The organism is Micromonospora sp. PRAS1 (assembly GCF_059553435.1).
Window position 1 is genome coordinate 17,293 of sequence record NZ_JCANNB010000008.1, and the last position, 25,175, is coordinate 42,467.

Below are 25,175 nucleotides of genomic sequence, written 5' to 3' on the forward strand. Positions count from 1 at the left end.
ACTCGGGTTCCGTCACCGCGTCGTCGCCCGCGGCCGGGGTGCGATGACGGACGGGTGACGGAGGGGTCACGCCCCGGACGTCAGGGTGAGCGGCGGCGACCCGCGCCGTCGAGGCGGGGCGGGAGATGCGGAGGCAGTGATGGGCAGGACCGGCCGGCTCGCCGTGATCGGGCTCGACGGCGTGGCGCCCCAGCTACTCTTCGACCGGTACGCGGACGACATGCCCACCCTGACGGCGTTGCGGTCACGGTCGCTGTGGGGTCCGCTCACCAGCGTTGTCCCACCGATCACGGTGCCCGCCTGGTCCTGCATGATGTCGGGCCGCTCGCCCGGGGAGATCGGGATCTACGGTTTCCGCAACCGGGCGGATCACAGCTATGACCGGCTCAGCATCGCCACCTCACGGTCCGTCCGGGTACCCCGGATCTGGGACATGGTGGGGGCGGCGGGCGGCGACAGCGTGGTCCTCGGGGTGCCGGGAACGTATCCGCCGAGCCCGGTCAGGGGCTGTCTCGTCTCGTGCTTCCTCGCGCCGTCCACTGAGACCGACTACACCTGGCCCACCGAGCTGGGCACCGAGATCCACCGGCTGACCAACGGCTACCTGCTCGACGTGACGGATTTCCGGACGGACGACAAGGCCCGGATCAGCCAGCAGATCTTCGACCTATCCGAGCAACGGTTCACCGTGGCCCGGTACCTGGCCAGGACCCGCCCGTGGACGTTCTTCTCCTTCGTCGACATGGGCCCCGACCGGCTGCACCACGGATTCTGGCGGTACTGCGACCCGGACCATCCCGGGTACCGGCCGGGCAACCCCTTCGAGACGATCTTCCGCGACTACTACCGGGCACTGGACCGCCACCTCGCGGCCTTTCTGACCGATCTGGACGACGACACCACCGTCGTGATCGCAAGCGATCACGGCGCCCAACCGATGGTGGGCGGCTTCCACATCAACGAGTGGTTGCGCCGGCGTGGCCTGCTCGTCCTCGCCGAGCAGCCGCCCTCGGCCGTGCCCATCTCGCAGTGCCGGGTCGACTGGCGGCGGACGACGGCCTGGGCCGAGGGCGGCTACTACGGTCGCCTCTTCATAAACGTGGCGGGACGCGAGCCGCAGGGCACCGTCCCGCCGAGCGAGTACGAGCACGTCCGCGACCTGCTCAGCACCGAGTTGGCGGCGCTCGTCGATCACCGGGGTCGGCCGATGGGTACCCGGGTGATCCGGCCGGAGGACGTGTACCCCCAGGTGGAAGGCGTCCCACCGGACCTGATCGTGTACTTCGGTGATCTGCGCTGGCGGGCCGCGGGCACGATCGGACCGACGACCGACCTGTACAGCTTCGAGAACGACACCGGCCCCGACGACGCCAACCACGCCGAACAGGGCGTCCTCGTCATGGCCGGCGACCGGATCGATGCCGGTTACCGTGCCGGAATGTCACTTCTCGACGTGGCCCCGACGATCCAGTCGTTGCTGGGCCTTCCCGCAGTTCCAGAGCAACGCGGACGGACGCTCGCCTGAGCACGGCAGGCGGCGTACCACCGCGGGGCGGCACCAAAAGAGGTAGGTGCATCATGTCAGGACAACGTGGCCCACTGCGTCGCCTGCTCGGGGCGGCCGGAGCCGTGCTGCTCGGGCTCGGTCTGACGCTGACCGTCCCGCAGGCGGCACAGGCCCAGGCACCCTGCGCGGATCTCAGCGTGACCGGGTTCACCGTCACACCGAGCCAGCCCGTCCAGGGTCAGGCCGCCACCTTCACCGTCACCGTACGCAACACCGGCACCTGCGCGGCGACCGGATTCGTCGTGCAGTGGCGACAGAATCCCTTCGCGCCGAGCGGACCGTCCACCCCGGTGGCGAACCTGGCGGCCAACACCTCGGTCGACCTCACCTTCGCCTTCACCTTCCCGACGGCCGGCAACTTCGAGACCGTCGCGGTGGTGGACACCGCGAACAGCGTGGTGGAGACCAACGAGGCGAACAACCTGGCGCTGCTGCCGGTGACCGTGGTCGCCGCCACCGTCGACCTGGTGGTCAGCGCCCTCGACACCGTTCCGGCCCGCCCGGTGACCGGCCGGGTGGCCAGCGGCCGGATCACCATCACCAACAACGGCAACAGCGCGGCTGGCGCGTTCCTGGTGTCCTGGCGGCCGTGGCCACTGGCCGCCACGCTGACCCGGCAGGTGGGCGGCCTGGCCGCCGGTGCCTCGACCGTCGTGTCGATCGAGTTCACCTTCCCGGTCGCCGGTGCCTGGGCGAGCACGGTCACCGTGGATCCCACAAACGCGGTACGCGAGAGCAACGAGGGCAACAACACCCTCACCCGTACGGTGAATGTCGATCCGCCCCGCGCGGACCTGGTCGTGACGGCGGTCGTCCTGACGCCCTCCACCCCGGTCGTCGGTCAGAGCACCACCGCGTCGATCACGGTCAGCAACACCGGCAACACCGCGGCGACCGAGTTCCGGGTGCTGTGGCGACCTCGGCTGCTCGCGCCGCCGGTGTCCGTCCGGGTGGCCGGCCTCGCCGCCGGTGCCAGCACCACCGTGCCGTTGGCGTACACCTTCCCCTTCGCCGGCACGTTCCCCGGCACGGTGACGGTCGACCCGGACGGCCAGGTCGCCGAGTTGAACGAGGCAAACAACACCTTCCAGCTCCAGGTGGTGGTGGCGCCGAACACCGTCGATCTGCTGATCGAGGACGTCACGATCGCCCCGTCGTCGCCGACCCAGGCGGCACCGGCAACCGTGTCGATCCGGATCCGCAACACCGGGAACACCGCGGCCGGACCGTTCCTGCTGGAATGGAACCCGGACGCCTTCTACGTCAACACCCCGAGCCTGTCCACCGTCTCGCGGCAGGTGAACGGCCTCGCCGCCGGGGCGACGACCACTGTCACCTTCACCTTCGCCTACCCGAAGCCCGGCAACTTCAGCACGGTGGCCCTGGTGGACGCCTTCAACAACGTCACCGAGACCAACGAGGCGAACAACCGCTTCGTCCGGGCGGTGACGGTGCAGCCGGCCCCCATCGACCTGGTGATCACCAACTTCACTCTCGACCCGACGTCACCGGTACGCGGCGTGCCCACCACCGCCCGCATCACGGTCCGCAACGACGGGCCCATCGCGGCCAAGCCGTTCTCGGTGCAGTGGCGGCTGCGGCAGAGCGACGCGTTCGGCCCGACGGCCCGGATCGACGGCCTCAACGCCGGTGAGTCGCAGACGGTGACCCTCCAGGGCACCTACTTCCAGGCCGGCGCGATCACCACCGCGGCCACCGTTGACGTCTTCAACGAGGTGGTGGAGCCGGGCGGCGCGGAGAACAACAACACGGTGACCCGTGCGGCCACCGTGGTGCCGCAGCGGACCACGCTGCGGGTCACCCTGGCCAGCATGCGTTCCTTCGCCGACGGCGACCAGGGCATCGCCGGCACGGGGGAGTGGGACCCGATAATCGTCGGGGTCCTCGACCCCACCGCCAGCTGCAACGTGCTCGGCCAGACCGTCCGCAATGTGCGGTGCTTCACCTTCGCCGACAACGACGTCGACGACAACTCGGCGGTCGACCTGCCGGCGAACCGGTCGATCGTGGTCACCCTGGAGGAGTTGGCCCCGCTGGCCGCCGTGGTGACCGTGCTGGAGGACGACAGCCCGCTGCCACCGCAGTTCCTCGGCTTCGCCAGCCTGGTGTCGTTCCCGCCCGCGTACCGGACGCTCGGCAGCCAGACGATCGACGGCCAGCAGGGTGACTGCGCCAGCGCACCGCGCTGCTTCCAGGCCACCCTCCAGGTGAGTGTGGTGAGCAGCAACGTGCCGGCCTCGACCCTGGCGCAGCGGCTGACCGGCAAGGCGGGCGCCCTTGACAAGGCCGACAAGAAGACCCTTGCCGAGTTCCGGCGCGTACTCGACAAGCAGTCCCGGCCCGCCGGGACGGGCGAGTGACGGACCCGTCGAAGAGGGCGGCGGCCCATTGCCGCCGCCCTCTGCCGGCGTTCAGCTCTCGTCGCGTCGGGGAAACCGCCCGGCCAGTCTGTTGAGCGTGTTCTTCGCCTGGTCCCGGATGGAACGGTGAGCCGCCGCGCCCGGGCCGGCGCTGCTCGGGCCCGCGGTAGCCGCGGCCGGGGCGGGCGTCGGGGCCGGGATCGCCAACCGTGCGTTCATCACCCGGTCCCGCTGCTCGTCGAGGCTGTCGGCGGTGGCGGTCGGGTTGATCGCGCCGGCCTGCCGCCAGCCGGCGGCCTCGGCCACGCACGCGGTCAGCCGCTGGTAGAACTGCGTCGTGCGGGGCACCCCGTCGCGGTCGGCCCACACCAGCAGGTGGCTGAGGACGGCGTCGTACTCGTACAGCGGTTTCTGGGCGGTGTGGCCGCTGAGCTTGTTGGCCGCCTCCTGCATCCTGGCCGACCTGAACCCCGCAGCCGGCAGCAGCTCCAGCAGTTCGGCCGCGTTGCGGACCGCGTGCGCCTGGAACGCGTTGAGCTGGTCCTGATTGGTGGCCCGGACCCGCGCGTTCTGCCGGGCCTCCTCGCCGGCCGCGGTCGAGCCGGCCGGCAGCGGCGCCACCGGGTAGTTGAGCATGTCCGAGTCGTAGGACTCGTTGACCGCGACGTGGGTCAGTTCGTGCACCAGCACCGCGATCCGTTCCGAGTCCGAACCGCCGCTGGCATAGCTGATCTCGTACTGGGAGCCGCCGGCCGGGGCCGGGCCGAGGTTGCGGGTGTGGCCACCGCCCGTGCCCGGCCCCGGGGTCCAGGTCGCAACTCGCGCAAGGTGCGGGATCAGCTCGTCGAGCAGCGTCCGCACCTGCCGGTTGGTGGTGGTCTGGTGATACGCCCGGAGCTGCTCGATCTCGGCGGGGGTAACCACGGGCGCCGGTCCCGTTCCGGCTGCCTGGCCCTGCGTCTGGTCCTGGTCCTGGCCCTGATTCATCCGCTGGGCGGTGAGTAGCTCGCCGACGCCACGGTTACCCACCGCGCGTTGCAGCGCCAACAGGTGCCCGGCATTGTCGAAGCGGTGCCCGCCGAACAGGTGGCGGCGCTCGATGCCGTGATGACCGTGGATGCTGGTGGGTGACGTGGCCGCCCCGTCGCGTGGCTCGTGGGTCGCTGCCGTTGGTCGACCGGTCCTGCCATGGCGGTGCACATCATGCCGCATACGATCAGTATGCCCGCGGCAGCGGAAGGTCACCGGTTTCGGCCGTGGTCTGCTGCTGCCTGGCATCCGGTGGCGAACGGCCCGCGCCGTCGCCTTCCCCCGATCGGCCGCTGGTCGGGCCCGTGGCGGCGGCGGAACGACCGGCAGAAACGGATGCGGAAAACGCGCCATTCAGGATGGTGATTGTCACACGCCGGGCCCGGCGTCGTCGGGTTGAGCTGCGCCGATGGCAATCGCCGGGGCGCGCGTCGCCGGCCGGGGTAACCACTGCGCCACTGTCGCGAAACGTCCGGGTGGATTCATGGCAAGCACCCCGCACACCGATCGGAGACCGACCGGTCGACCTGGAGTGGAGACACCTGATGCGACAACGCCGCCTACTGGCGACCGGCACACTCGGCGCCGTACTGGCGACCCTGCTGGTCGCGACCCCGCCGGCCGCCGCCGAATCCATCGCCCCCCGAGCCGGCACGGCACCATCGCCGGCGCCCGCCGCCGAGCCGGTCCGGACGCTCACCCTGATCACCGGCGACCGGGTGACGGTACGCGGCCGGGAGGTGACCGTCGCCCCACGCGAGGGCGTCCACTTCGTACGGCTGGCGCGCAACGACTCCGACCACGTCATCCCCTCTGACGCGATCCCGCTGCTCAAGGCCGACCGGCTGGACGAGCGGCTGTTCGACGTCACTGCGCTGCTGGAGTTCGGCTTCGACCGCCTGCCGCACCTGCCGCTCGTGGTCTCCGACGCGACCGCCGTGCGCGGACTCGCCACCGGACCCGAGCTGGCGGCGGTGGACGGGTTCGCCACCAAGGTACCCGTCGCCGACCTGGCGAGGACCTGGCAGACCACCCGCACCTCGCTGACCCGGGGCAAGCTCTGGGCCGACGGCGTACGCCGATCCAAGCTGGAGACCAGCGTGCCCATGATCGGCGCGCCGACCGCCTGGTCCGCCGGGTACGACGGCACCGGGGTACGGGTCGCGGTGCTCGACAGCGGCGTCGACGACAGTCACCCCGACCTCGCCGGCAAGGTGGTGGCGCGGCGCAACTTCGTACCCGAGCGGGAAACCGCGCTGGACCTCAACGGGCACGGCACCCACGTCTCCTCGACCATCGTGGGCAGCGGTGCCGCCTCCGGGGGCCGCAACCGGGGCGTGGCGCCCGGTGCGAACGTGCTCGACGGCAAGGTGTGCTGGAACGACCAGGGGCGCGGCCTCTGCTCCGACTCGGCCATCCTCGCCGGCATGCAGTGGGCCGCCGAGTCCGGCGCCGCCATCGTCAACATGAGTCTGGGCGGCCCGGACCAGCCCGGTGTCGACCCGCTGGAACAGGCCGTCAACGACCTGACCGCCGAGTACGGCACGCTCTTCGTCATCGCCGCCGGCAACGCCGACGGCTGGCAGCGGCAGGTCTCCTCGCCCGCGACGGCGGACGCCGCGTTGGCGGTGGCGAACGTGGACCGCAGCGGAGCGCTGAACTGGTCGTCGCTGCGCGGCCCACGGATCGGCGACTTCGGCGTCAAGCCGGACCTGGGGGCACCGGGCACCGAGATCAACGCGGCGCGGTCGCCGAGCGCCCTCGACCACCTGCCGCCGGGGCCGTACTTCGCCGCGACCGGCACCTCGATGGCCTCGCCACACGTGGCCGGTGCCGCCGCGCTGCTGGCCCAGGCACATCCCGGCTGGCAGGCCAGCCAGCTCAAGGAGAGCCTGATGGCCACGGCGTCGCCCAATCCGGCGTACGACGTGTTCGCCCAGGGGGCCGGCTTCGTCGACGTGGCCCGGGCGATGAGCCAGCCGGTAAGCGTCAGCCCGGCGTCCCTGAGCCTCGGTGTGCTCGACTGGCCGCACACCGAGGAACCCTCCGCCCGGACCATGACCTACCAGAACCGGGGCGAGCGGCCGGTAACGCTCGACCTGGACCTGGCGAGTGACGCGCCGAAGGGCCTGCTGACCCTCGGTGCCGGTCGGCTGACCGTGCCGGCCGGCGGCACCGCCAGCGTGCAGGTGCACGTGGACGAGCAGGCGAGCACCGAGTACGGCCTCTACAGCGGACGCCTGGTGGCCACCGGCGGCGACGTCAGCCTGCACACGCCGGTGAGCGTCTACCACGAGGAGCCGGCGGCGAGCCTGCGGATCTCCGCACGCGGCCGAGGCGGCGCCGCCCCGGCCAAGGTCCTGATCGAACTGGTCAACCCCGATCCGGGGAACTACACCAGCCACACGTTCTACACGTCGAGCGCATCGGTGCGGGTACCGCTGCACAGCTCCTGGCGGCTGTCGGCGTACGTGGAGGACGTCGACGGCACCGCGGCGCTGATCACCCACAACCAGCTCGTCGCCGACGCCGACCGGGACGTGCTGCTCGAACTGGACAAGGCCCGGCCGCTCCGGATCACCGTGCCCGATCCGCAGGCCCGTCCCTACGAAGCCTCGGTCCTGGTGACCCGCACGGCCGACACCTACCCGACCTACGCCGGTCTCAGCGGCGAGCCGGCCACCATCCGCACCGCCGATCTCGGTCCGGGCGACCTGCCGGGCGTGACCACCCAGGTCCACGCGATCTTCCAGGGCCCCACCCGCCGGGGTCGGGCGCCGGACGTCTACCAGTTGGGCTGGCGGATCCGGGGCTCCTTCATCACCGGGCTGGTCCGGCACGTCGCGCGGCGCGACCTGGCCACGGTCGAGGCCGGGTACGCGCAGAACGCCACCGCAGTGGCGGCCTGGCGTACCAACAGCACCTTCGACCCGGAGGCGCCACCGGGCGGCATCCCGTTGAGCAGTGAGCTGCCGGCGGTCGCCACGCCCGGGGTCCGCACCGAGTACTACCACGGGGACCTGCCGTGGCGCTCCGGCATCCAGGAGCGGACCGTCGCCAACGACCTCCTGGTCCTCGCCCTGGCCCGACCTGAGGAGGCCGGCTACCGGCCGGGCCGCCGTTACGCGGAGCGGTGGAACGGCGCGGTGCTGGACACCACCCTGACCCCGCAGTCGGCCGACTCGCCGCTCGTGACGCGGGAGGGCGACACCATCCGGGCCAGCCTGAGCAGCTATCGCGACGGGGCCGGCCACCTGGGGCTGCCGTACCCGATGCACCGGCACCAGTTCACCCTGCACCGGGGCGAGGAGCTGGTGGGCGAGTTCGACTACCTGTACGGGTCGTGGCCGGTGGCCGCCGAACCGACCACCTACCGGCTGCGGTACGCCTTCGAGCTGTCCGCCCCGTATCGGCTGTCCCGGCACCTGGAGACGGTGTGGACCTTCCGCACCAGTGCCGCCCAACCGGGCCCGCTGCCGCTCACCTCGATCGGCTTCCAGCCGGCGCTGGGGCTGGACAACAGCGCCCCGGCCGGTGCCGCGCTGACCATCCCGCTGACCGTGGCCCGGCAACAGTCCGCCGGCCAGGTGCGTTCGGTGCAGGTGTCGGTGTCGTACGACGACGGCCGGACGTGGACCCCGGCCCGGACGGCGCAGCGGCACGGCACCTGGACCGCCACGGTGCAGCACCCGAGAAAGGCGTCGGGCTTCGTGTCGCTGCGGGCCACCGCCGTCGACAGCGCCGGAAACACAGTCACCACCACCGTCCAACGGGCCTACGCCCTGAGCTGACCGACCCCGCTGCGGCGCAGTGGCGGTATCCGGCCCGGCCAGGCCACCGCCATTGGGCCGCAGCGGCGCGGCTCACCCGGTCGGGGCGAGTTCGGCGAGTTGATGCAGCGCCGCGTCGACCAGCTCCGCCGGGCCGACATGCCGGGCGATGCGGACCGCCCGGCGCAGTTCGGTGCGGGCCTCGTCCGGCCGGCCCAACCGGGCGAGCGCGCTGCCCAGCCCGTGACGGCAACGCGCCTCGCTCTGCCGTACCCCCGATCGTTGCAGCCGGGGCAGCGCGGCCCGGAAGCTTGCTGCGGCGGCCGTCCAGCGCCGCAACGCCAGCAGGCACTGCCCGATGTTCAGGTGGACGTGACCGGCGGTCACCTCGACGACAAGCGGGGACGGTGCCCGGTCCGGGTCGGTCAGCAGCGCGTCCAGCCGCCGATACCGGGTGATGGCCTCGCGGTGCCGGCCGGCGGCGGCGAGGCTGCCGGCCAGCAGGGCGAGCCCCTGCGCGTACCCGTCCCAGTCCGCTCCGGCCTCGAAGAGCGGCAGCGCCTGCCCGGCCGCCGCTTCGGCCCCGGCGGAGTCGCCCCGCCGCCGGGCCGCGAGCCCGAGGTAGGTCCAGGCCCAACCCTGCTGGCTCAGGTCGCCCGCCACGGCGGCCAGGCGCAGCGCCTCGCGGGCCGGCGGCTCGGCCAGATCGGGCAGGTGTGCGCAGGTGGTGTAGGCCCAGGAGAGGTAGTTCAGGTGGATCGCCCGGTCGCGTGGGTCGCCGAGCGCCGCGGCCGAGTCGGCCGACATCTGGTACACCTCAAGCCAGTGTTCCCAGTGCACCCACCGGTCGGAGAACCAGTGCATGGCGTCCGCGACGGCCAGCACCTCGGCGTGCCGGCCGGCGGCGACGGCCCAGCGCAGCGCGCCGAACCAGTTGCGGCTCTCCTGCTCGATCCAGCGGCCGGCGTCCTGCGCGGTGGCCCAGCCCTGACCGGAGAGCTGGGCCGTTGTCGGATCGGGCGCGGTGGCGTACCTCGGCTCGAACCACCGGCCGGCCGCGATCGCGGTCGTTAGCAACCAGGTGATCACCCGCGCCTCGACCTGCTGCCGCGCCGCCGCGCTCTCCTCGGCGGCCAGCCGGGCCCGGGCGAAGAGACGCATCAGGTCGTGGAACCGGTAGCGGCCGTCGGTGGCCGGCTGGAGCAGCCCGAGTTCGGCCAGTTCCTCAAGTGCGGACTCGGTCTGTCGCAGGTCCAGCCCGGCCGCCTGGGCGGCCAGGTCCAGCCCGGTGTCCGGCCCGGGTAGCACCGCCAGCCGCCGGAAGGTCTGCGCCGCGGCAGGGGAGAGCTGCCGGTAGGAGAGCATGAACGGTGCCGCGATCTGCAGGTCCCCGGCGACCAGGAGGTCGAGCCGGTTGTCCTGGTCGGCGAGCCGGGACAGCAGATACTCGATGCTCCAGTCCGGCCGGCTGAGCAGGCGGTTACCGGCGATCCGCAACGCCAACGGCAGGTGCCCGCAGGCACGCGCGAGGCCGAGCAGCATGGCCTCCGGCTCGGTGGCGCGGGCCGGACCGATGATCCGTTGCAGCAGGGCGACCGCCTCACCCGAGGTGAGGGCGGGCAGGGTGAGCCGGTCGACCGCCTCCAGACCGGCAAGCGCCCGCCGGCTGGTGATGATCGTCATGGTGCTGCCGGCGCCCGGCAGCAGGGGACGGATCTGTGCCTCGTCGGCGGCGTTGTCGAGCAGCAGCAGACTGCGCCGCTCGCGGAGCAGGGCCCGGTACTGGGCACCCCGGGAATGCTGGTCGGCCGGTACCCGGCTCTCCTCCACCCCGAGCGCGATCAGCAGGCGGAGCAGCAGATCGTCCGGGCGGGGCGGATCGGCGTCCAGGCCGCGCAGGTCGACGAAGAGCACCCCGTCGGGAAACGAGGCGGCGTACCGGGTCGCGGCCTGCACCATCAGCGCGGTCTTGCCGAGGCCGGGCGGCCCCGAGACGACCGCGACCACCGGTGCGTCGGGTCGGTCCGCCGGTTCGGCGCCACGGGCGACGAGTTCGCCCACCCAGGCCAGCTCGCCGTGCCGGCCGGTGAAGTCGGCGACGGTACGCGGCGGTGCCAGCGCCGGTGCCGTCCGCCCTTCGCGGCGACCGGCGCGGGCGCTGTCGCGCAGGGCGGTGGCCGCGCCGGTCGGTAGGTTCAGCGCCCTGACCAGCGCCTCGACCGTACGCCGTTGCGGTACCCGGCTACGGCCGCGCTCCATGTCGCTTATCGCCCGGACGCTGACCCCCGAGGCGGTGGCCAATTCGTCGATGGTCAGGCCGGAGTCGGTGCGGTGCCGGCGCAGCAGCAGACCGAAGCGGTTCGGCTCGGTGCGCGCGAGGTGGGGTCGGTGCCCCGTCGGTGCGGTGCGTGACGAGTCGATCACATGCGGCATGCGCCGATGATGCCATGGCGATGTTGCGGGCCCCGGCACCGGTGGGTGCACCGTCCACGCACGACCGAAGATCAGTGCCGGTGGATCGGGGTGTCCAGTTCGGTGAGTGGGCGGCCCGAGCCGTCGCCGGCTCGGGCGATGATCTCGGCGGCGATCGCCACGGCGGTCTCCTCGGGCGTACGGGCCCCGAGGTCCAGCCCGATCGGCGAGCAGAGCCGGGCCAGTGCCGCCTCCGGCACCCCCGCCTCGCGTAGCCGGCGCAGCCGGTCGGTGTGGGTACGCCGGCTGCCCATCGCCCCGATGTAGCGGGCGGGGGTACGCAGGGCGACCTCGAGCAGCGGTACGTCGAACTTCGGATCGTGGGTCAGCACGCAGAGCACCGTCCGCTCGTCGACGATCGTCGAGGCGAGGTAGCGGTGCGGCCACCCGACGACGACCTCGTCGGCCTCCGGGAACCGTCTGCGGGTGGCGAAGACCTGGCGGGCGTCGCAGACCGTGACGTGGTAGCCGAGGAACCGGCCGATCCGGGCCACCGCGGCGGCGTAGTCGATCGCGCCGAAGACGATCATGCGGGGCGGGGGCAGGTAGGACTGGACGAAGACGGCCACCTCGTCGCGGCGCTGTTCGCCGTGCGTACCGAGGTGGAGCATGCCGGTGGCGCCGAGGGCGCGCATCCCGGCCGCCTGCTGCGCCACCGCGCGGTCCAGCCCGGGGTCGCCGAGACTGCCGGCGGTCCGGTCCGGCCAGAGCACCAGTTGGGCGTCGCCGGTCGACGCGGTGGCCACCGGCCGGCCCTGCCGGATCGCGGCGAGCACCTCGTCCGCCTCGGTCAGCGCCACGTCCGGTTGCACCATGATCTCGACGGTGCCGCCGCAGGTCAGACCCACGCCCACCGCGTCGTCGTCGCTGACGCCGTAGGTCTCGGTCCGGGTCTTGCCCGTCTCGATCGACTCCCGGCAGAGTTCGTAGACCGCCCCCTCGACACAGCCACCCGAGACACTGCCCAGGACCTCGCCGTCGGCGGAGACCGCCATGGTGGCGCCCGGCTGTCGGGGTGCCGACCGCCAGGTCCGTACGACGGTCGCCACGGCGTACCCGACGCCGCTGGCGCGCCAGGCCACCAGCCCGTCGGCGATCTCCCGCATCCCAGCACGATCCGTGCGCGGCGGGGGATCGTCAAGTCGACCTAAGCGATCCCTTAAGTCGTCGTTGACTTGAGTGGACCTTGATACCAGGGTCTGCCGGGACCGCGGAGGTGCGAGATGCAGGTTCCGGCGCCGTTCGAGTACGAGCGAGCCACGACTGTGGACGAGGCCATCGGCCTGTTGGAGCGGCTGGGCAGCACGGCGAGGCTGATCGCCGGCGGGCACAGCCTGTTGCCGATGATGAAGCTTCGCCTGGCCAACTTCGACTATTTGATCGATATCAACGATCTGCACGGCGAGTTGGGCTACATCCGGCCCGGGCCCGACGAGTTGCGGATCGGAGCGCTCACCCGGCACCGCGAGCTGCTCGAATCGGCCGAGCTGGCGGCGGCCTTTCCGATCTTCGCCGACGCCGAGCGGGTGATCGCCGATCCGGTGGTACGCAACCGGGGCACGCTGGGCGGCTCGCTCTGTCAGGCCGATCCGTCCGAGGACCTCTCCGCCGTCTGCACCACGCTTGACGCGAGCTGCGTGATCCGCGGGTCGGGTGGGACCGAGCGGATCGTGTCGATGGAGGAGTTCCACGTCGGGCCGTACGAGACGGCGGTCGGCGAGGCGGAGATGCTTGTCGAGATCCGGCTGCCGGTACGGCCGGGCGGCGGCAGCGCGTACGAGAAGGTCGAACGGCGGGCCGGCGACTGGGCCGTGGTCTCGGCCGGCGCGGCCATCTGGCTCGACGGCGGCGTGATCGCCGACGCCCGGGTGGGGCTCGCCGCGGTCGGCCCGAACACCACAGGCATCCCGGCGGTCTCGGCGGCGCTGCGTGGCCAGGAGCCCTCCGAGAGCCTCTTCGAGCGGGCCGGGGAGATCGCGGCCCGCAGCTGCGACCCGGTCACCGACCAGCGGGGCAGCGCCGACTACAAGCGGCATCTGGCCGCCGAGCTGACCAAGCGGGCCCTGCGCCGGGCCACCGCGCGGGCGAGGAGTTGAAGATGCAGGTCACGATGACCGTCAACGACGTCGAGGTCACCCGGGAGATTGAGGGCCGGTTGCTGCTTGTGCACTTCCTGCGGGACGTGCTCGGCCTGACCGGCACGCACTGGGGCTGCGACACAAGCAACTGCGGCACCTGCGTGGTCTGGCTGGACGGTGAGCCGGTGAAGTCCTGCACCGTGCTGGCCGCGATGGCCGGCGGCCACCAGGTGCGTACGGTCGAGGGGCTGGCCAAGGGCGCGGAGCTGGACCCGATCCAGCAGGGTTTCATACAGTGCCACGGCCTCCAGTGCGGCTTCTGCACCCCGGGGATGATGATGACCTGCCGGGCGCTGCTGGACCGCAACCCGGACCCCAGCGAGGCGGAGATCCGCGAGGCCATCTCCGGCCAGATCTGCCGCTGCACCGGCTACGCCACGATCGTGCGCTCGGTGCGCTGGGCGGCCGTGCACGAGCAGCAGGCCGCGGCCCGGGTCACCGAGACCACCGAAGCACCCGATGCCGGCGCGATCGACAACGCCGGTCAACCCGCCGGGAGCCCCGCATGACGACCGTGCACGAGCGCGTGGACACCTTCCACGACAACGACCAGAAGCCCGTCGGGTACGGCCGGATGCTGCGCAAGGAGGATCCGCGCTTCGTCCGTGGCCGGGGGCGGTACGTCGACGACGTGCAACTGCCCGGCATGCTGCACCTGGCGATCCTGCGGGCGCCGGTCGCGCACGCCCGGATCGTCAGCATCGACACCAGCGCCGCCGAGGCGTCACCCGGGGTGCAGGCGGTGGTGACCGGGGCGGCCCTGGCCGAGTTGAACCTGGCCTGGATGCCTACCCTCTCCAACGACGTGCAGGCGGTGCTCGCCACCGACAAGGTGCGCTTCCAGGGGCAGGAGGTGGCGTTCGTGGTCGCGGCGGACCGCTACGCCGCCCGCGACGCCCTGGAACTGATCGACGTCGAGTACGACGTCCTCGACCCGGTGATCGACGTGCGCCGGGCCCTGGCACCGGACGCGCCGGTGATCCGCGACGACCTGGAAGGCAAGTCCGACAACCACTGCTTCGACTGGGAGACCGGCGACGAGGCGGCCACCGAAGCGGTCTTCGCCCGCGCCGACGTGGTGGTCAGCGAGGACATCGTCTATCCACGGGTGCATCCGGCGCCGATGGAGACCTGCGGTGCGGTCGCCGACTTCGACCCGGTCGAGGGCAAGCTGCGGCTCTGGTCCACCACCCAGGCGCCGCACGCGCACCGGACCCTCTACGCGATCGTGGCCGGCATCCCCGAGCACAAGATCCAGGTGATCTCGCCGGACATCGGCGGCGGCTTCGGCAACAAGGTGCCGATCTATCCCGGGTACGTCTGCGCCATCGTCGCCTCCATCGTCACCGGCAAGCCGGTCAAGTGGATGGAGGACCGGTCGGAGAACCTGATCAGCACCGGGTTCGCCCGCGACTACATCATGCGCGGCGAGATCGCGGCGACCCGGGACGGCCGGATCCTGGCCATCCGCACCAACGTGCTCGCCGACCACGGCGCCTTCAACGGCACCGCCGCGCCGGTCAAGTACCCGGCCGGTTTCTTCGGCGTCTTCACCGGCAGCTACGACATCGAGGCCGCGTACTGCAAGATGACCGCGGTCTATACGAACAAGGCACCCGGTGGCGTCGCGTACGCCTGCTCGTTCCGGATCACCGAGGCCGTCTACCTGGTCGAGCGGATCGTCGACTGCCTCGCCGACGAGTTGGGCATGGACCCGGCCGAGTTGCGGCTGAAGAACTTCATCCGGCCCGAGCAGTTCCCGTACACCACCAAGACCGGCTGGGTCTACGACTCCGGCGACTACGAGCCCACCATGCGGCTGGCGATGGACATGGCGGGCTACGCCGAGTTGCGGCGCGAGCAGGCGGAGAAGCGGGCCCGGGGCGAGCTGATGGGCATCGGCATCGCGTTCTTCACCGAGGCGGTCGGCGCCGGCCCCCGCAAGAACATGGACATCCTCGGGCTGGGCATGGCCGACGGCTGCGAGCTGCGGGTACACCCGACCGGCAAGGCCGTGGTGCGGCTCAGCGTGCAGTCGCAGGGGCAGGGGCACGAGACCACCTTCGCGCAGATCGTCGCCGAGGAGATCGGCATCCCGCCGGCCGACATCGACGTGGTGCACGGCGACACCGACAACACCCCCTTCGGCCTCGGCACGTACGGCAGCCGGTCGACGCCGGTCTCCGGCGCGGCGGCGGCCCTGGTGGCCCGCAAGGTCCGCGACAAGGCCCGGATCATCGCCTCCGGCATGCTTGAGGTCTCCGTCGCCGACCTGGAGTGGGAGAAGGGCGCGTTCCACGTCAAGGGCGACCCGGGCAAGTCCGTCACCATCCAGGACATCGCGCTGCGCGCGCACGGCGCCGGCGACCTGCCCGAGGGTGTCGAGGGCGGGCTGGAGGCGCAGATCTGCTACAACCCGTCGAACCTGACCTACCCGCACGGCGCGTACATCTGCGTGGTGGACGTCGACCCCGGCACCGCGCAGGTCACCGTGCGCCGGTTCATCGCGGTCGACGACTGCGGCACCCGGATCAACCCGATGATCATCGAGGGTCAGGTGCACGGCGGGCTGACCGACGGGGTCGGCATGGCGCTGATGGAGATGATCGCGTTCGACGAGGACGGCAACTGCCTCGGCGCGTCGCTGATGGACTACCTGATCCCGACCGCGTTGGAGGTGCCCGACTGGGAGACCGGCTTCACCGTCACCCCCTCGCCGCACCACCCGATCGGCGCGAAGGGCGTGGGGGAGTCGGCCACCGTCGGCTCGCCTCCGGCGATCGTCAACGCGGTCGTGGACGCCCTGAAGCCCTTCGGCGTACGGCACGCGGACATGCCGTTGACGCCGTCGCGGGTCTGGGACGCGATGCGCGGCCAGGCCCGGCCGCCGATCTGAGGAGGCCGGATGTCGACGACGATCGCCGAGCGGATGCGCGAGTTGACCGAATCGCGCGAGCCGTACGTGCACGCCACAGTGGTCCGCGCCCAGGAGCCGACGTCGGCGCTGCCGGGCGACGCGGCGCTGATCCTGCCCGACGGCACGATCGAGGGTTTCGTCGGCGGGGCGTGCGCGGCGGGTTCCGTCCGCGCCGCCGCGCTCGACCTGCTGCGCGACGGCGACCCGCTGCTGCTGCGGGTGCTGCCCGACGGGGCGGCCAGCTTCCCCGAGACGCCGGGCGCGCGGGTGGTGGTCAACCCGTGCCACTCCGGTGGCGCGATCGAGATCTTCCTGCGGCCGGTGCGGCCGGTGCCGGTGCTCGGGCTGGCCGGTGACACGCCGATCAGCGCCGCGGTGGCGACGCTTGCGGAGTTCCTCGACTTCGAGGTCTCGACCGCCGGTGACTTCGCCGGTGCGACCGCGGTCGTGGTGGCCGGGCTCGGCAAGGGCGAAGCCGAGGCGATCCGGGCCGCGCTCGACGCGGGTGTGGGTTTCGTCGCGCTGGTCGCCAGCGGCCGGCGTGCCGCCGCCCTGCTCGACGAGTTGGGCCTCACCGACGCCGAGCGGGCCCGCGTGCACTCACCGGCCGGGTTGGACATCGGCGCGCGTACGCCGCCGGAGATCGCCCTGGCCATCCTGGCCGAGGTGGTCCGGGCGGTCCGGCGCGACGGACTGGCCCCGCCCGCCGACCCGCCCACGCTACGACCGCGGCAGGCGGTGGACCCGGTCTGCGGGATGACGGTGATGATCGCGGCGGAGACGCCCCACGTGCTGCACGACGGGCAGGATCACTGGTTCTGCTGTCCCGGTTGCCGCGCGGCCTTCACGGCGGCATGACGGTGTTCCTGACCGGACTGGTGCTCGCCGCCGGCGCATCCGTCCGCCTCGGCGAGGCCAAACAGCTGTTGCCGTACCGGGGGCGGACGCTGCTCGACGCGACCCTGGACCTGGCCCGCTCGTGTGGCTTCGACCAGCTGCTTGTGACGCTGGGCGGGGCGGCGGAGCAGATCCGCGCCCGGGTCGACCTGACCGGGGTCCAGGTCGTGGCGAACACCGAGTTCAGTACCGGCTGCGGGTCGTCGATCCGTACCGCGGTGCGGCAGGTCGATCCGCGCGCCGACGGACTGGTGCTGCTCCTCGGCGACCAGCCCGGCGTGCGGGCCGCCGACGTCCGGCGGGTCGCCGGGGCGGGAAGCGCGCTCGCCGTCTGCCGGTACGCCGACGGCCTGGGCCATCCGTTCCGGTTCTCCCGCGAGGTCTTTCCCGAACTGGCCGAGTTGCACGGCGACAAGGCGGTGTGGAAGCTGCTGCACTCCGGCCGGCACCCGGTCACCGAGGTACCCGTCGACGGGCCGGTGCCGATCGACGTGGACACCCGCGCGGACTACCAGCGGCTGCTGGCCGGCGAGGCGCCATGAACGGCTCCGCCGACGGGCGGCTCGCGCTGCCCGATCCCGCCGCCGTCGTCCGCCGCCTCGACGCCGTCGACTACCTGGCTGACGAGGGCATGGCGATGGCCCTCTTCCTGGCCCTGCGGCTGGGCAAGCCGTTGCTGCTGGAGGGCGAGCCGGGGGTCGGCAAGACGGCGGCGGCCAAGGCCCTGGCCCGGGCGCTTGACACCACGCTGATCCGGTTGCAGTGCTACGAGGGGCTGACCGCGGGCGAGGCGCTCTACGAGTGGAACTACCAGCGGCAGCTGCTCGCCATCCGGCTCGCCGAGGCGCAGCAGGCCCGGCTCACCGACGCCGACCTGTTCAGCGCCGAGTTCCTCCAGGAACGGCCGATCCTGCGGGCGGTACGCCATTCCGGGCCGGTGCCGCCGGTGCTGCTGATCGACGAGATCGACCGCGCCGACGACGAGTTCGAGGCGCTGCTCTTCGAGTTCCTCGGCGAGGCCGGCATCACGATTCCCGAACTCGGCACGTTCACCGCGGCCACGCCACCGATCGTCGTACTCACCTCCAACCGCAGCCGCGAACTGCACGACGCGCTGCGCCGCCGCTGCCTCTACCACTGGATCGAGTTCCCCGAGCCGGGCCGGGCGGCCGAGATCGTCCGCCGTGCGGTGCCCGGTGCGGTCGAGCCGCTGATCCGTACCGCCACCGCGTTCGTCCGCGGCGTGCGGGACCTGGAACTGGAGAAGACGCCCGGGATGGCCGAGGTGATCGACTGGGTCGCCGCGCTGTCGGTGCTGGGCGTCGACGACCTCGCCTCCGCCGCCGTACCGCGCACCATCGGCGCCATCGCCAAGACCCCCGACGACCGGGCCACCGTCGCCGCCGCGCTCGCCGGCGACGCCTGGGGCCCGGTGCCGGGTAGCACCCATCAGGAGAGTCAGCTATGAAGATCACCAACGAGTTCGCGGTAAACATCCCGGTCGAGCGGGCCTGGACGGCCCTCACCGACCTGGCAGGCATCGCGCCCTGCCTGCCCGGTGCCCAGCTCACCGGGATCGACGGCGACGTCCACCAGGGCAAGGTGAAGGTCAAGGTCGGTCCGGTCGTCTCCGAGTTCGCGGGCACCGCCCGGTTCGTGGAGAAGGACGACGCGCGGCACCGCGCGGTGATCGACGCGAAGGGCCGCGACGCCCGGTCGGCCGCCAACGCCGCCGCGCTGATCACCGCCGAGCTGCGGCCGGAGGGCGAGCGGACGCTTGTGAGCGTGGACACCGACCTGAAGATCTCCGGCAAGCTGGCCCAGTTCGGCAGCGGCATGATCAAAGAGGTCTCCGGCAAGCTCCTCGCCCAGTTCGTCGCCAACCTGGAGGCCAAACTCGCCAGCGAAGGCGCGCCGGTCGACCCGTTGCCCACCGCGCCCGCGCCGGTCGAGCCACCGTCGGCCGCGACCGCGTCGGTCGAGCCATCGCCGACCGCGCCCGGGCCATCGCCGACCGCGCCCGGGCCGGTCGGACCGTCGTCGACCGCGCCCGCGCCGGTCGAGCCCGTGTCCGCGCCCGTCGGCGAGGAGCTGTCGGGCGGCCCCGTCGCGGGGCGCCCGGGGGTACCCGCCGCAGCGCCGGCCGGGCGTACGGCGTCCACTGCGGAACCGGCCGCCGAGCCGGCGGCGCTCGACCTGCTCGACGTCGCGGGCGGCTCGGTGGCCAAGCGGCTGGTGCCGGTACTTGTCGGCGTCGTCGCGGTCGGCGCGGTGATCGCCTGGCTGGTCGCCCGGCGGTGAGCCTGCCGGGCGGGACCGACCGGGCGGCGTTCGCCGTGGCCCTCGCCGAGCGGTTGCGACGGGCCGGCGTCCCGGCCGGGCTCACCGAGGTCGAGGACTTCGTCCGGGCGCTGGCCGCCGATCCGCCGGTACGCCGCCGCACCCTCTACTGGACCGCCCGGATCAGCCTGGTCCGCCGGCACGAGCACATCGAGGTCTTCGACCGGGTCTTCGCGGCGGTCTTCGCCGAGGCGCCGGTGGTGCCGCCGGCCCGGCCCCCGGCACCGCCCGGCCGCCGCGACGACGTGCACGTCCCGGTGCCGGCGGCGAACGCCGAGGCGGGACCCGGCGGCGGGCTGCCCTGGGCGACACTGCCACCGGCCGTCGCCGAGGCGGCCGAGGACGAGAGCGCCATGCGGCTTCCCGAGCGGCGTCCCGCCGCGCTCGCCGGGCTGGCCGACCGGCCGTTCGAGGAACTCGACGAGACGCAGGTGGCACTGCTCGGCGACGCGTTGCGTGCGGCGGTCGCCGGCTGGCCGACCCGGCGTACCCGGCGGCACGCCGTCAGCCCGGCCGGGCGGCGACTCGCCCTGCGACCGACGATCGCCCGCGCCCGCCGTACCGCCTGGGAACCCGTCGAGGTGGTACGCGAGCGACAGGTGCGGCGACCCCGGCGGGTCGTGCTGCTCTGTGACGTCAGCGAGTCGATGCGGGCGCAGGCGACGGCGTACCTGCACCTGATGCGGGCCTTCGCGGCGGTCGCCGACGCCGAGGTGTTCGCGTTCGGGACGACGCTGAACCGACTCACGGTGGCGCTGCGGCACACCTCACCCGTCGCGGCGGTCACCCAGGCCGGTGCGGTCGTGACCGACCGGTTCGGCGGCACCCGGATCGCCACCAACCTGCGTACGTTGCTCGGGTCAAGGCACGGCGACGCGCTCCGGGGCGCGGTGGTGGTGATCGGCTCGGACGGCTGGGACAGCGATCCGCCGGAGGAACTCGCCGCCGCGATGGCGCGGCTGCGTCGCCGGGCGCACCTCGTCGTCTGGTTGAACCCGCGGGCCGGCGTGCCGGGCTTCGCGCCCCTGGTGGCGGGCATGGCCGCGGCGCTGCCCTACTGCGACCGGCTGCTGCCGGCCGGGACGTTCCAGGAGTTGCTGGCCGCCGCCGGTCAGCTCCAGAGCGTCACGTGGACCGCCGGCCGGAAGTGACCCAGGCTCACGCCCGCGCCGCGCATCATCGCCTGGATCGCCCGCGACGTGCACGCGAACCGGGACAGCTCGGCCGCCGCCGAGAGCGCGCCGGGGCCGGTGAGCACCAGCGAGTGCCAGACCGCCTCGACCGTCGTGTGCGGCCCGTCCAGCAGCACGAGATGGCCGGTACGCACCTCCGGCGCGACGGTGAACGACAGGGCCGGCGCCACGCCCCGGCCACGTTTCGCCTCACCCAGTGCGGCCGCGTGGCTCTGGAAGATCTGCTGCCTGTCGTCGGGTACGGCGAGCCGGCGCAGCATCGCCTGGACCGCGCCCAGTTCGGTGGCCGCGGACGGCCCGAGCAGCCAGGTCTGCTCGCGCAGCTGCGCGGCCGAGGCCCGCTGCCCGGCCAGCGGATGGTCCGGCCCGACGACGATCACCAACCGGTAGTTCATCACCGGCCGGGACGCGATCGCCTGGTCGACGACCGGCGCCTGGGGCCCGATCGCGAGGTCGGCGGCGCGGGTGAGCAGCAGCGTCTCGAACGAACGCGGGCTGCGTACGCTCAGCTCGACGTCGAGGTCGGCGGCGCGCCTGGTGAACAGCTCGATCAGCCCCGGTGCGGCGAGTTCGGCGAACATGCTGGAGGCGGCGACCCGCAACAGCCGCCGACCCCGGGCCGCGGCGTTCACCTCCGCCACCGTGCGGTCCTGTAGGCCGAGCAGTTCGGCGGCGCGGCTGGCCAGCCGCAGACCACCCGGGGTGAACGCGAGCCCGACCGACGTACGGGAGAACAATCGGTCGCCGAACTCCTTGCGCAACTGGGCGATGTGTAGCGAGATGGCCGATTCGGAGACCTCGAGCTGGGCGGCGGCCTGCTTGACGGAGCCCGTCCGGACCACCGCGACGTACGCACGCAGCTGTGCCGGGGTCATCGACGTCGGCCCTCTTCCCACCCCGCTCGAACGACTCTTCGCGAACGACGTTCGATCATGCCCGTTCGGCCGTTCCAGCGCTACCCCGTCGACGCGGACGGTTACGGGTCGAGCAGGGCCGCCTGGAGGACCGCCGGGTACCGGGCCGCCGGCTGCGGGTCGGTGGCCGGCACGAAGTGCCGCTTCAGGATGCGCCGCCAGCGGGTGGCGGGCAGGTCGGGGTCGAGGGCGGCCAACCCGGTCGCGTACTTGGAGACGGCCACGGGGCGGTGACCGCAGCGCCAGAGCAGCCGGTCGAGTTGCGAGGCCCGGGCCCCGGTCTTCGTCTCGACGATCGCCAGTCGGGGCAGCTCCAACCGGTTGCCGCGACTGTCCCACCAGCTCAACTCGACGTCGATGGTGGCCCGGCTGGCTGTCGACGGGAAGTACAGCGTGCTGCGCCGGTACGCGGTGGTGAGGGTCGGCGCGAAGGCCAGGTCGGCGGTGGTGCTCAGGGCGGCAAGCGCGCCGTCCACGAACGCCCGCCCCGGGGAGAGCTGGCCGCTGTGGTCGAGTCGGTAGGGCAACCGGTCCTTGACCGTGCCGCCCCGCACGCCCTCGGTCTTCACCTCGAGCCAGCACTGGCCCGAGTCCAGATACGTCCGCGTCCTGATCTTGAACCTGCGGCGCCGCCGACGGGCGGCGAGCCGGAAGCAGACCAGGTCGGGGGTGTCGAAGTAGACCGATTCGTAGCGGAAGGTCCGCAGGCCGTCGATCTCCAGCACCTGGCTGTCCGGGGCGAGCCCGGCGACCAGGTCCGGTACCTCGGCGAGCGGGAGCAGGTACTTGCGGTCGAACCGGGTCTGTAGTGCGGCACGCTCGACCAGTTCGGTGAGCCCGATGGGGGTGAGTTCGGTAAGCGTCGGGCCGGGCACGGTGAAGGGCGTCATCGCGTCGCACCCGCCGGCACCGGGCGTCGGACGGCAGCCGCCCTCGGCCGTGAGTAACGGACGTCGACCACGGTGGTGTCGTTTACCAGGTCGACCCGCTCCACGTTGGCGGCGTGCACCCGCGCGCCGAGCAGCTGTTCCAGGTGCGCGGTGAGCGCGACCGGATCGGTGAACGCGGTGTCGAGCACCATGACGTGCCGCCGGTGCCGGTGCAGCAGCCGGGGATGATCGCCGACGTACATCACCACGAGGATCAGCGCGGTCAGGGCGGCGACGACCCAGATGGAGCTGCCGCCGATGGGCCCGAGGATGCCGAGCGCGAGCGCGGAGAAGTAGTACGCCACCTCGTGCTGGTCGAGTTCGGTGGAGCGGAGCCGGATGATCGAGAGCACGCCGAAGAGCCCCAACCCGAGCCCGGCACCGACGTTGCCGCTGCCGAGCGAGGTGGCGACGGCGAAGACGCCGACGTTCACCCCGAGGTAGGACACTGCCAGGTCACGCCGCCGATGGCGGGGAAAGTACAGCGCGAAGACCAGCAGGCCCACGGCGGCCAGGTCGATCCCGGCCAGGACCAACTGCGACATTTGTGCTCCTTCCGGTGGCTACCGGGTGCCGCTGGTACGCGGATCCGGTCGCCGGGACGGTCGATCGATGAGGTATGGAGGTGTCCGCCATCCGCCGCCCGGCCGGGGCCGCTCTGCTCCGGCCGAGCAGCGGATGGCGGGATGCTTCAGCGCCGGGCGTACTGGCCGGCGGTGACGCCGGTGAGCACCCGGGTGGCTCCGGTGATGCTGCCGCCGGTGTACAGGCCGCCGACGTTGGTGCCGCTCACGCTGCCGCCGGTGTAGATGTCGTACCGCTGACCGTTGGTGATCCGGTTCGACGAGACGAGGATCTCCCGGCCGCTCCGGGGGGTGCGGTACGAGGCGAGAACGGTGTTGCCGGAGACGACGTGCACGATGGTGTTGGCGGCGTAGTTGGTGGTGAAGCGGGGAGCCACCCAGCCCTGCCCGGTGTTGGGCACCGTCCGGAACACGGCCATCGAGGTCATGCCGGCGCCGACCACCGTGCCCGCGGTGAAGGTGATCGGCCCGTCGGCGTCGAGCGCGCCCTCGCCGCCACCCCTGCTGTTGGTGCTGCCCGCCACGACCGTGCCACCGGCGAAGGTGAGCGAGCCGTTGGAGTCGAAGCCGTCGGTCCCGCCGGTGGCCACCACCGTGCCGCCGGTCACCCGGATGAACGCCCTCGTCGAGGGGGTCATCTCGGGCACGCCCTCTTCCGCGGCGTTTACCGCGTCGTCGGTCGACACGACGGTGTGGTTGCCGCCGCTGATCGTCAGTTGCAGCGCTTCCAGCGCCTCGTACGACCTGGTCACGTTGATCGTGCCGCCGGAGATGTTCAGCGCGTTCTCGCCCTTGATGCCGTCGTCGGCCACGGAGACCGTGATCGTGCCGTTGGTGATGTTCACGACACCCTTGCCGGCGTCGGTCTCGTTCGACTTGAGCCCGTCACCGCCGGTCGAGGTCACGTTGATGGTGCCGCCGTTGACGGTGAGCGAGTCCTTGCCGCGGATGGCGTCGTCCGCCGCGTTGACGGTTATCGTGCCGGACTGGATGACCAGATCGTCCTTGCTGACGATGCCGTCGGCGTAGTTGGCGCGTACGGAGAGTGATCCGGTGCCGGCGATGGTGAGGTCGGCCGCGCTGAACAACGCCGCGTCCGGTTCGCCGGTGTTCGTGTAGCTGGTGGCGTCGGTGAGTGTGTTGTTGGTGCCGGCGGCCAGGGTGAGCAGGACCGAACTGGCATTGGTGACGTAGAGCGCCGAGGAGCTGGCGTTGGTGATCGAGGCGCCACTGAGAATGATTTCCACCGTGCCGGTGGCGGCCGAGTCCACCCGTACGTAGCCGTTGTTGAGCGTGCCGCTGATCTGGTACGAGCCAGGGGCGGTGATCGTGACGGCGCCACCGGAGACTGTGACATTGCTGCCCGAGACGCTCGCACCGGATCCGTTGAGGGTGATGGTGGCGGTCGGCGCGGCGACGGCTGCGACGGCGAGCGGGCCGGTCAACAGGGCGGCGGCGAGGCTTGCGACGACGGCGGTTCTGCACGCGGTTGGTCTCATGCTGGTCCTGTTCCTCGAAGACGGGGTCTGCACTGGTCACGCGGTCGGGAAACCGAACGCCGGCTGTCGGCAAGCTGAACAGCGGGTGAATTCGCAGACATTGAGGATCGTAAATTATCGTGCCGCGTCCGCAAAGTCCCCTGCGGGCAGAAGTGTCAGTCGCTGCCATGTCGCAGACGATTCACAGGTGATGCATAAGGAATGCATAGCTTTGCGTCCTTGACCCGCCTTCAGGGATGCGCTATCGCAGGCCCTGTTTCGAGCGGAGCCCCGATCCGGACGGATCTTTCCGGTGCGCTTAGGTTGCCGATATGCATTGACGGCTGCAACTTGCTGGTTGATGCGGCGAGGTTCCCGGGGAAGCAGTTGGCCGAACGGCCGTGAGCGCGGCGTCGAGCGGTGCCGCGGCTCCGGTCGGCGGCCCGGTCGGCGCGTTCCGCTCCCCGGGCCGGGGCTATCGTGCTGACATGCCTGCCGAGCCGCTTGATCGGGCCGGATCGGGGTCGGCGTGCGGGCCAGGATGCCGCGACGGCTCGGACCACGTA

At 72.1% G+C, this 25,175-nt stretch carries 18 protein-coding genes; 11 read left to right on the forward strand and 7 right to left on the reverse strand.

The genetic code is table 11. From position 1 onward, the window contains the following. Nucleotides 1–139 precede the first annotated feature (139 nt). Together AC507J_RS09835 and AC507J_RS09840 are read left to right on the forward strand one after the other, a co-directional pair. Nucleotides 140–1,525 carry an alkaline phosphatase family protein gene (locus AC507J_RS09835; RefSeq protein ID WP_496288782.1) on the forward strand — a complete coding sequence of 462 codons (1,386 nt, stop codon included), beginning with the start codon at nucleotides 140–142 and terminating at the stop codon, nucleotides 1,523–1,525. 53 nt (nucleotides 1,526–1,578) lie between these two features. Then, nucleotides 1,579–3,948: a CARDB domain-containing protein gene (locus AC507J_RS09840; RefSeq protein ID WP_496288783.1), complete on the forward strand. Its 2,370-nt coding sequence runs from the start codon at nucleotides 1,579–1,581 to the stop codon at nucleotides 3,946–3,948. Nucleotides 3,949–3,999: 51 nt separating this feature from the next. Here the strand turns inward: AC507J_RS09840 and AC507J_RS09845 are convergent, their stop codons facing one another. Continuing rightward, nucleotides 4,000–5,160, reverse strand: a complete 1,161-nt coding sequence (locus AC507J_RS09845) for a hypothetical protein (protein WP_496288784.1) — start codon at nucleotides 5,158–5,160, stop codon at nucleotides 4,000–4,002. A 362-nt stretch (nucleotides 5,161–5,522) separates the two neighbouring features. On the opposite strand from AC507J_RS09845, the gene AC507J_RS09850 reads away from it, so the two are divergent. Further along, nucleotides 5,523–8,768 carry a S8 family serine peptidase gene (locus AC507J_RS09850; protein WP_496288785.1) on the forward strand — a complete coding sequence of 1,082 codons (3,246 nt, stop codon included), beginning with the start codon at nucleotides 5,523–5,525 and terminating at the stop codon, nucleotides 8,766–8,768. A gap of 72 nt (nucleotides 8,769–8,840) precedes the next feature. On the opposite strand, the gene AC507J_RS09855 is transcribed toward AC507J_RS09850, so the two are convergent. Both AC507J_RS09855 and AC507J_RS09860 read right to left on the reverse strand, forming a co-directional pair. Continuing rightward, complete coding sequence (locus AC507J_RS09855) at nucleotides 8,841–11,180, reverse strand: helix-turn-helix domain-containing protein (RefSeq protein ID WP_496288786.1); 2,340 nt, start codon at nucleotides 11,178–11,180, stop codon at nucleotides 8,841–8,843. Between the two features lie 71 nt (nucleotides 11,181–11,251). Then, entirely contained in the window at nucleotides 11,252–12,325 is a 1,074-nt protein-coding gene (locus tag AC507J_RS09860) for an XdhC family protein (RefSeq protein WP_496288787.1), read from the reverse strand. A gap of 117 nt (nucleotides 12,326–12,442) precedes the next feature. Here AC507J_RS09860 and AC507J_RS09865 point away from each other — a divergent pair, with 117 nt between their 5' ends. Genes AC507J_RS09865 through AC507J_RS09900 form a run of 8 tightly spaced genes read left to right on the forward strand, consistent with a single transcriptional unit; the run spans nucleotide 12,443 to nucleotide 20,662 of the window. Further along, entirely contained in the window at nucleotides 12,443–13,315 is an 873-nt protein-coding gene (locus AC507J_RS09865) for an FAD binding domain-containing protein (protein WP_496288788.1), read from the forward strand. A 2-nt stretch (nucleotides 13,316–13,317) separates the two neighbouring features. Next, the gene (locus AC507J_RS09870; protein ID WP_496288789.1) at nucleotides 13,318–13,866 is read left to right on the forward strand and encodes a (2Fe-2S)-binding protein; all 549 of its coding nucleotides are present in this window, start codon (nucleotides 13,318–13,320) and stop codon (nucleotides 13,864–13,866) included. Continuing rightward, complete coding sequence (locus AC507J_RS09875; protein ID WP_496288790.1) at nucleotides 13,863–16,253, forward strand: aerobic carbon-monoxide dehydrogenase large subunit; 2,391 nt, start codon at nucleotides 13,863–13,865, stop codon at nucleotides 16,251–16,253. Before AC507J_RS09870 ends, AC507J_RS09875 begins: the two co-directional genes overlap by 4 nt. A 9-nt stretch (nucleotides 16,254–16,262) precedes the next feature. Further along, complete coding sequence (locus tag AC507J_RS09880; protein ID WP_496288791.1) at nucleotides 16,263–17,132, forward strand: XdhC family protein; 870 nt, start codon at nucleotides 16,263–16,265, stop codon at nucleotides 17,130–17,132. Then, nucleotides 17,129–17,713: a nucleotidyltransferase family protein gene (locus AC507J_RS09885; RefSeq protein WP_496288792.1), complete on the forward strand. Its 585-nt coding sequence runs from the start codon at nucleotides 17,129–17,131 to the stop codon at nucleotides 17,711–17,713. Before AC507J_RS09880 ends, AC507J_RS09885 begins: the two co-directional genes overlap by 4 nt. Beyond that, a complete protein-coding gene (locus AC507J_RS09890) occupies nucleotides 17,710–18,639 on the forward strand; it encodes an AAA family ATPase (RefSeq protein ID WP_496288793.1) in 930 nt (309 codons plus the stop codon). The genes AC507J_RS09885 and AC507J_RS09890 overlap by 4 nt, the downstream gene beginning before the upstream one ends. After that, nucleotides 18,636–19,472, forward strand: a complete 837-nt coding sequence (locus AC507J_RS09895) for an SRPBCC family protein (RefSeq protein ID WP_496288794.1) — start codon at nucleotides 18,636–18,638, stop codon at nucleotides 19,470–19,472. Before AC507J_RS09890 ends, AC507J_RS09895 begins: the two co-directional genes overlap by 4 nt. Further along, nucleotides 19,469–20,662: a vWA domain-containing protein gene (locus AC507J_RS09900; RefSeq protein ID WP_496288795.1), complete on the forward strand. Its 1,194-nt coding sequence runs from the start codon at nucleotides 19,469–19,471 to the stop codon at nucleotides 20,660–20,662. The genes AC507J_RS09895 and AC507J_RS09900 overlap by 4 nt, the downstream gene beginning before the upstream one ends. Here the strand turns inward: AC507J_RS09900 and AC507J_RS09905 are convergent. The 4 genes from AC507J_RS09905 to AC507J_RS09920 all read right to left on the reverse strand — a co-directional run bounded on the left by AC507J_RS09905 (nucleotide 20,623) and on the right by AC507J_RS09920 (nucleotide 24,630). Next, nucleotides 20,623–21,579 carry a LysR family transcriptional regulator gene (locus AC507J_RS09905; RefSeq protein WP_496288796.1) on the reverse strand — a complete coding sequence of 319 codons (957 nt, stop codon included), beginning with the start codon at nucleotides 21,577–21,579 and terminating at the stop codon, nucleotides 20,623–20,625. The genes AC507J_RS09900 and AC507J_RS09905 overlap by 40 nt on opposite strands. Before the next feature lie 101 nt (nucleotides 21,580–21,680). After that, nucleotides 21,681–22,508, reverse strand: coding sequence for a polyphosphate polymerase domain-containing protein (locus AC507J_RS09910; protein WP_496288797.1), 828 nt, complete (start codon nucleotides 22,506–22,508; stop codon nucleotides 21,681–21,683). Continuing rightward, a complete protein-coding gene (locus tag AC507J_RS09915) occupies nucleotides 22,505–23,092 on the reverse strand; it encodes a DUF4956 domain-containing protein (protein ID WP_496288798.1) in 588 nt (195 codons plus the stop codon). Before AC507J_RS09915 ends, AC507J_RS09910 begins: the two co-directional genes overlap by 4 nt. A 146-nt stretch (nucleotides 23,093–23,238) precedes the next feature. Beyond that, nucleotides 23,239–24,630 (reverse strand): carbohydrate-binding domain-containing protein, encoded by a 1,392-nt coding sequence (locus AC507J_RS09920; RefSeq protein WP_496288799.1) that lies wholly within the window; start codon nucleotides 24,628–24,630, stop codon nucleotides 23,239–23,241. Nucleotides 24,631–25,175 lie beyond the last annotated feature (545 nt).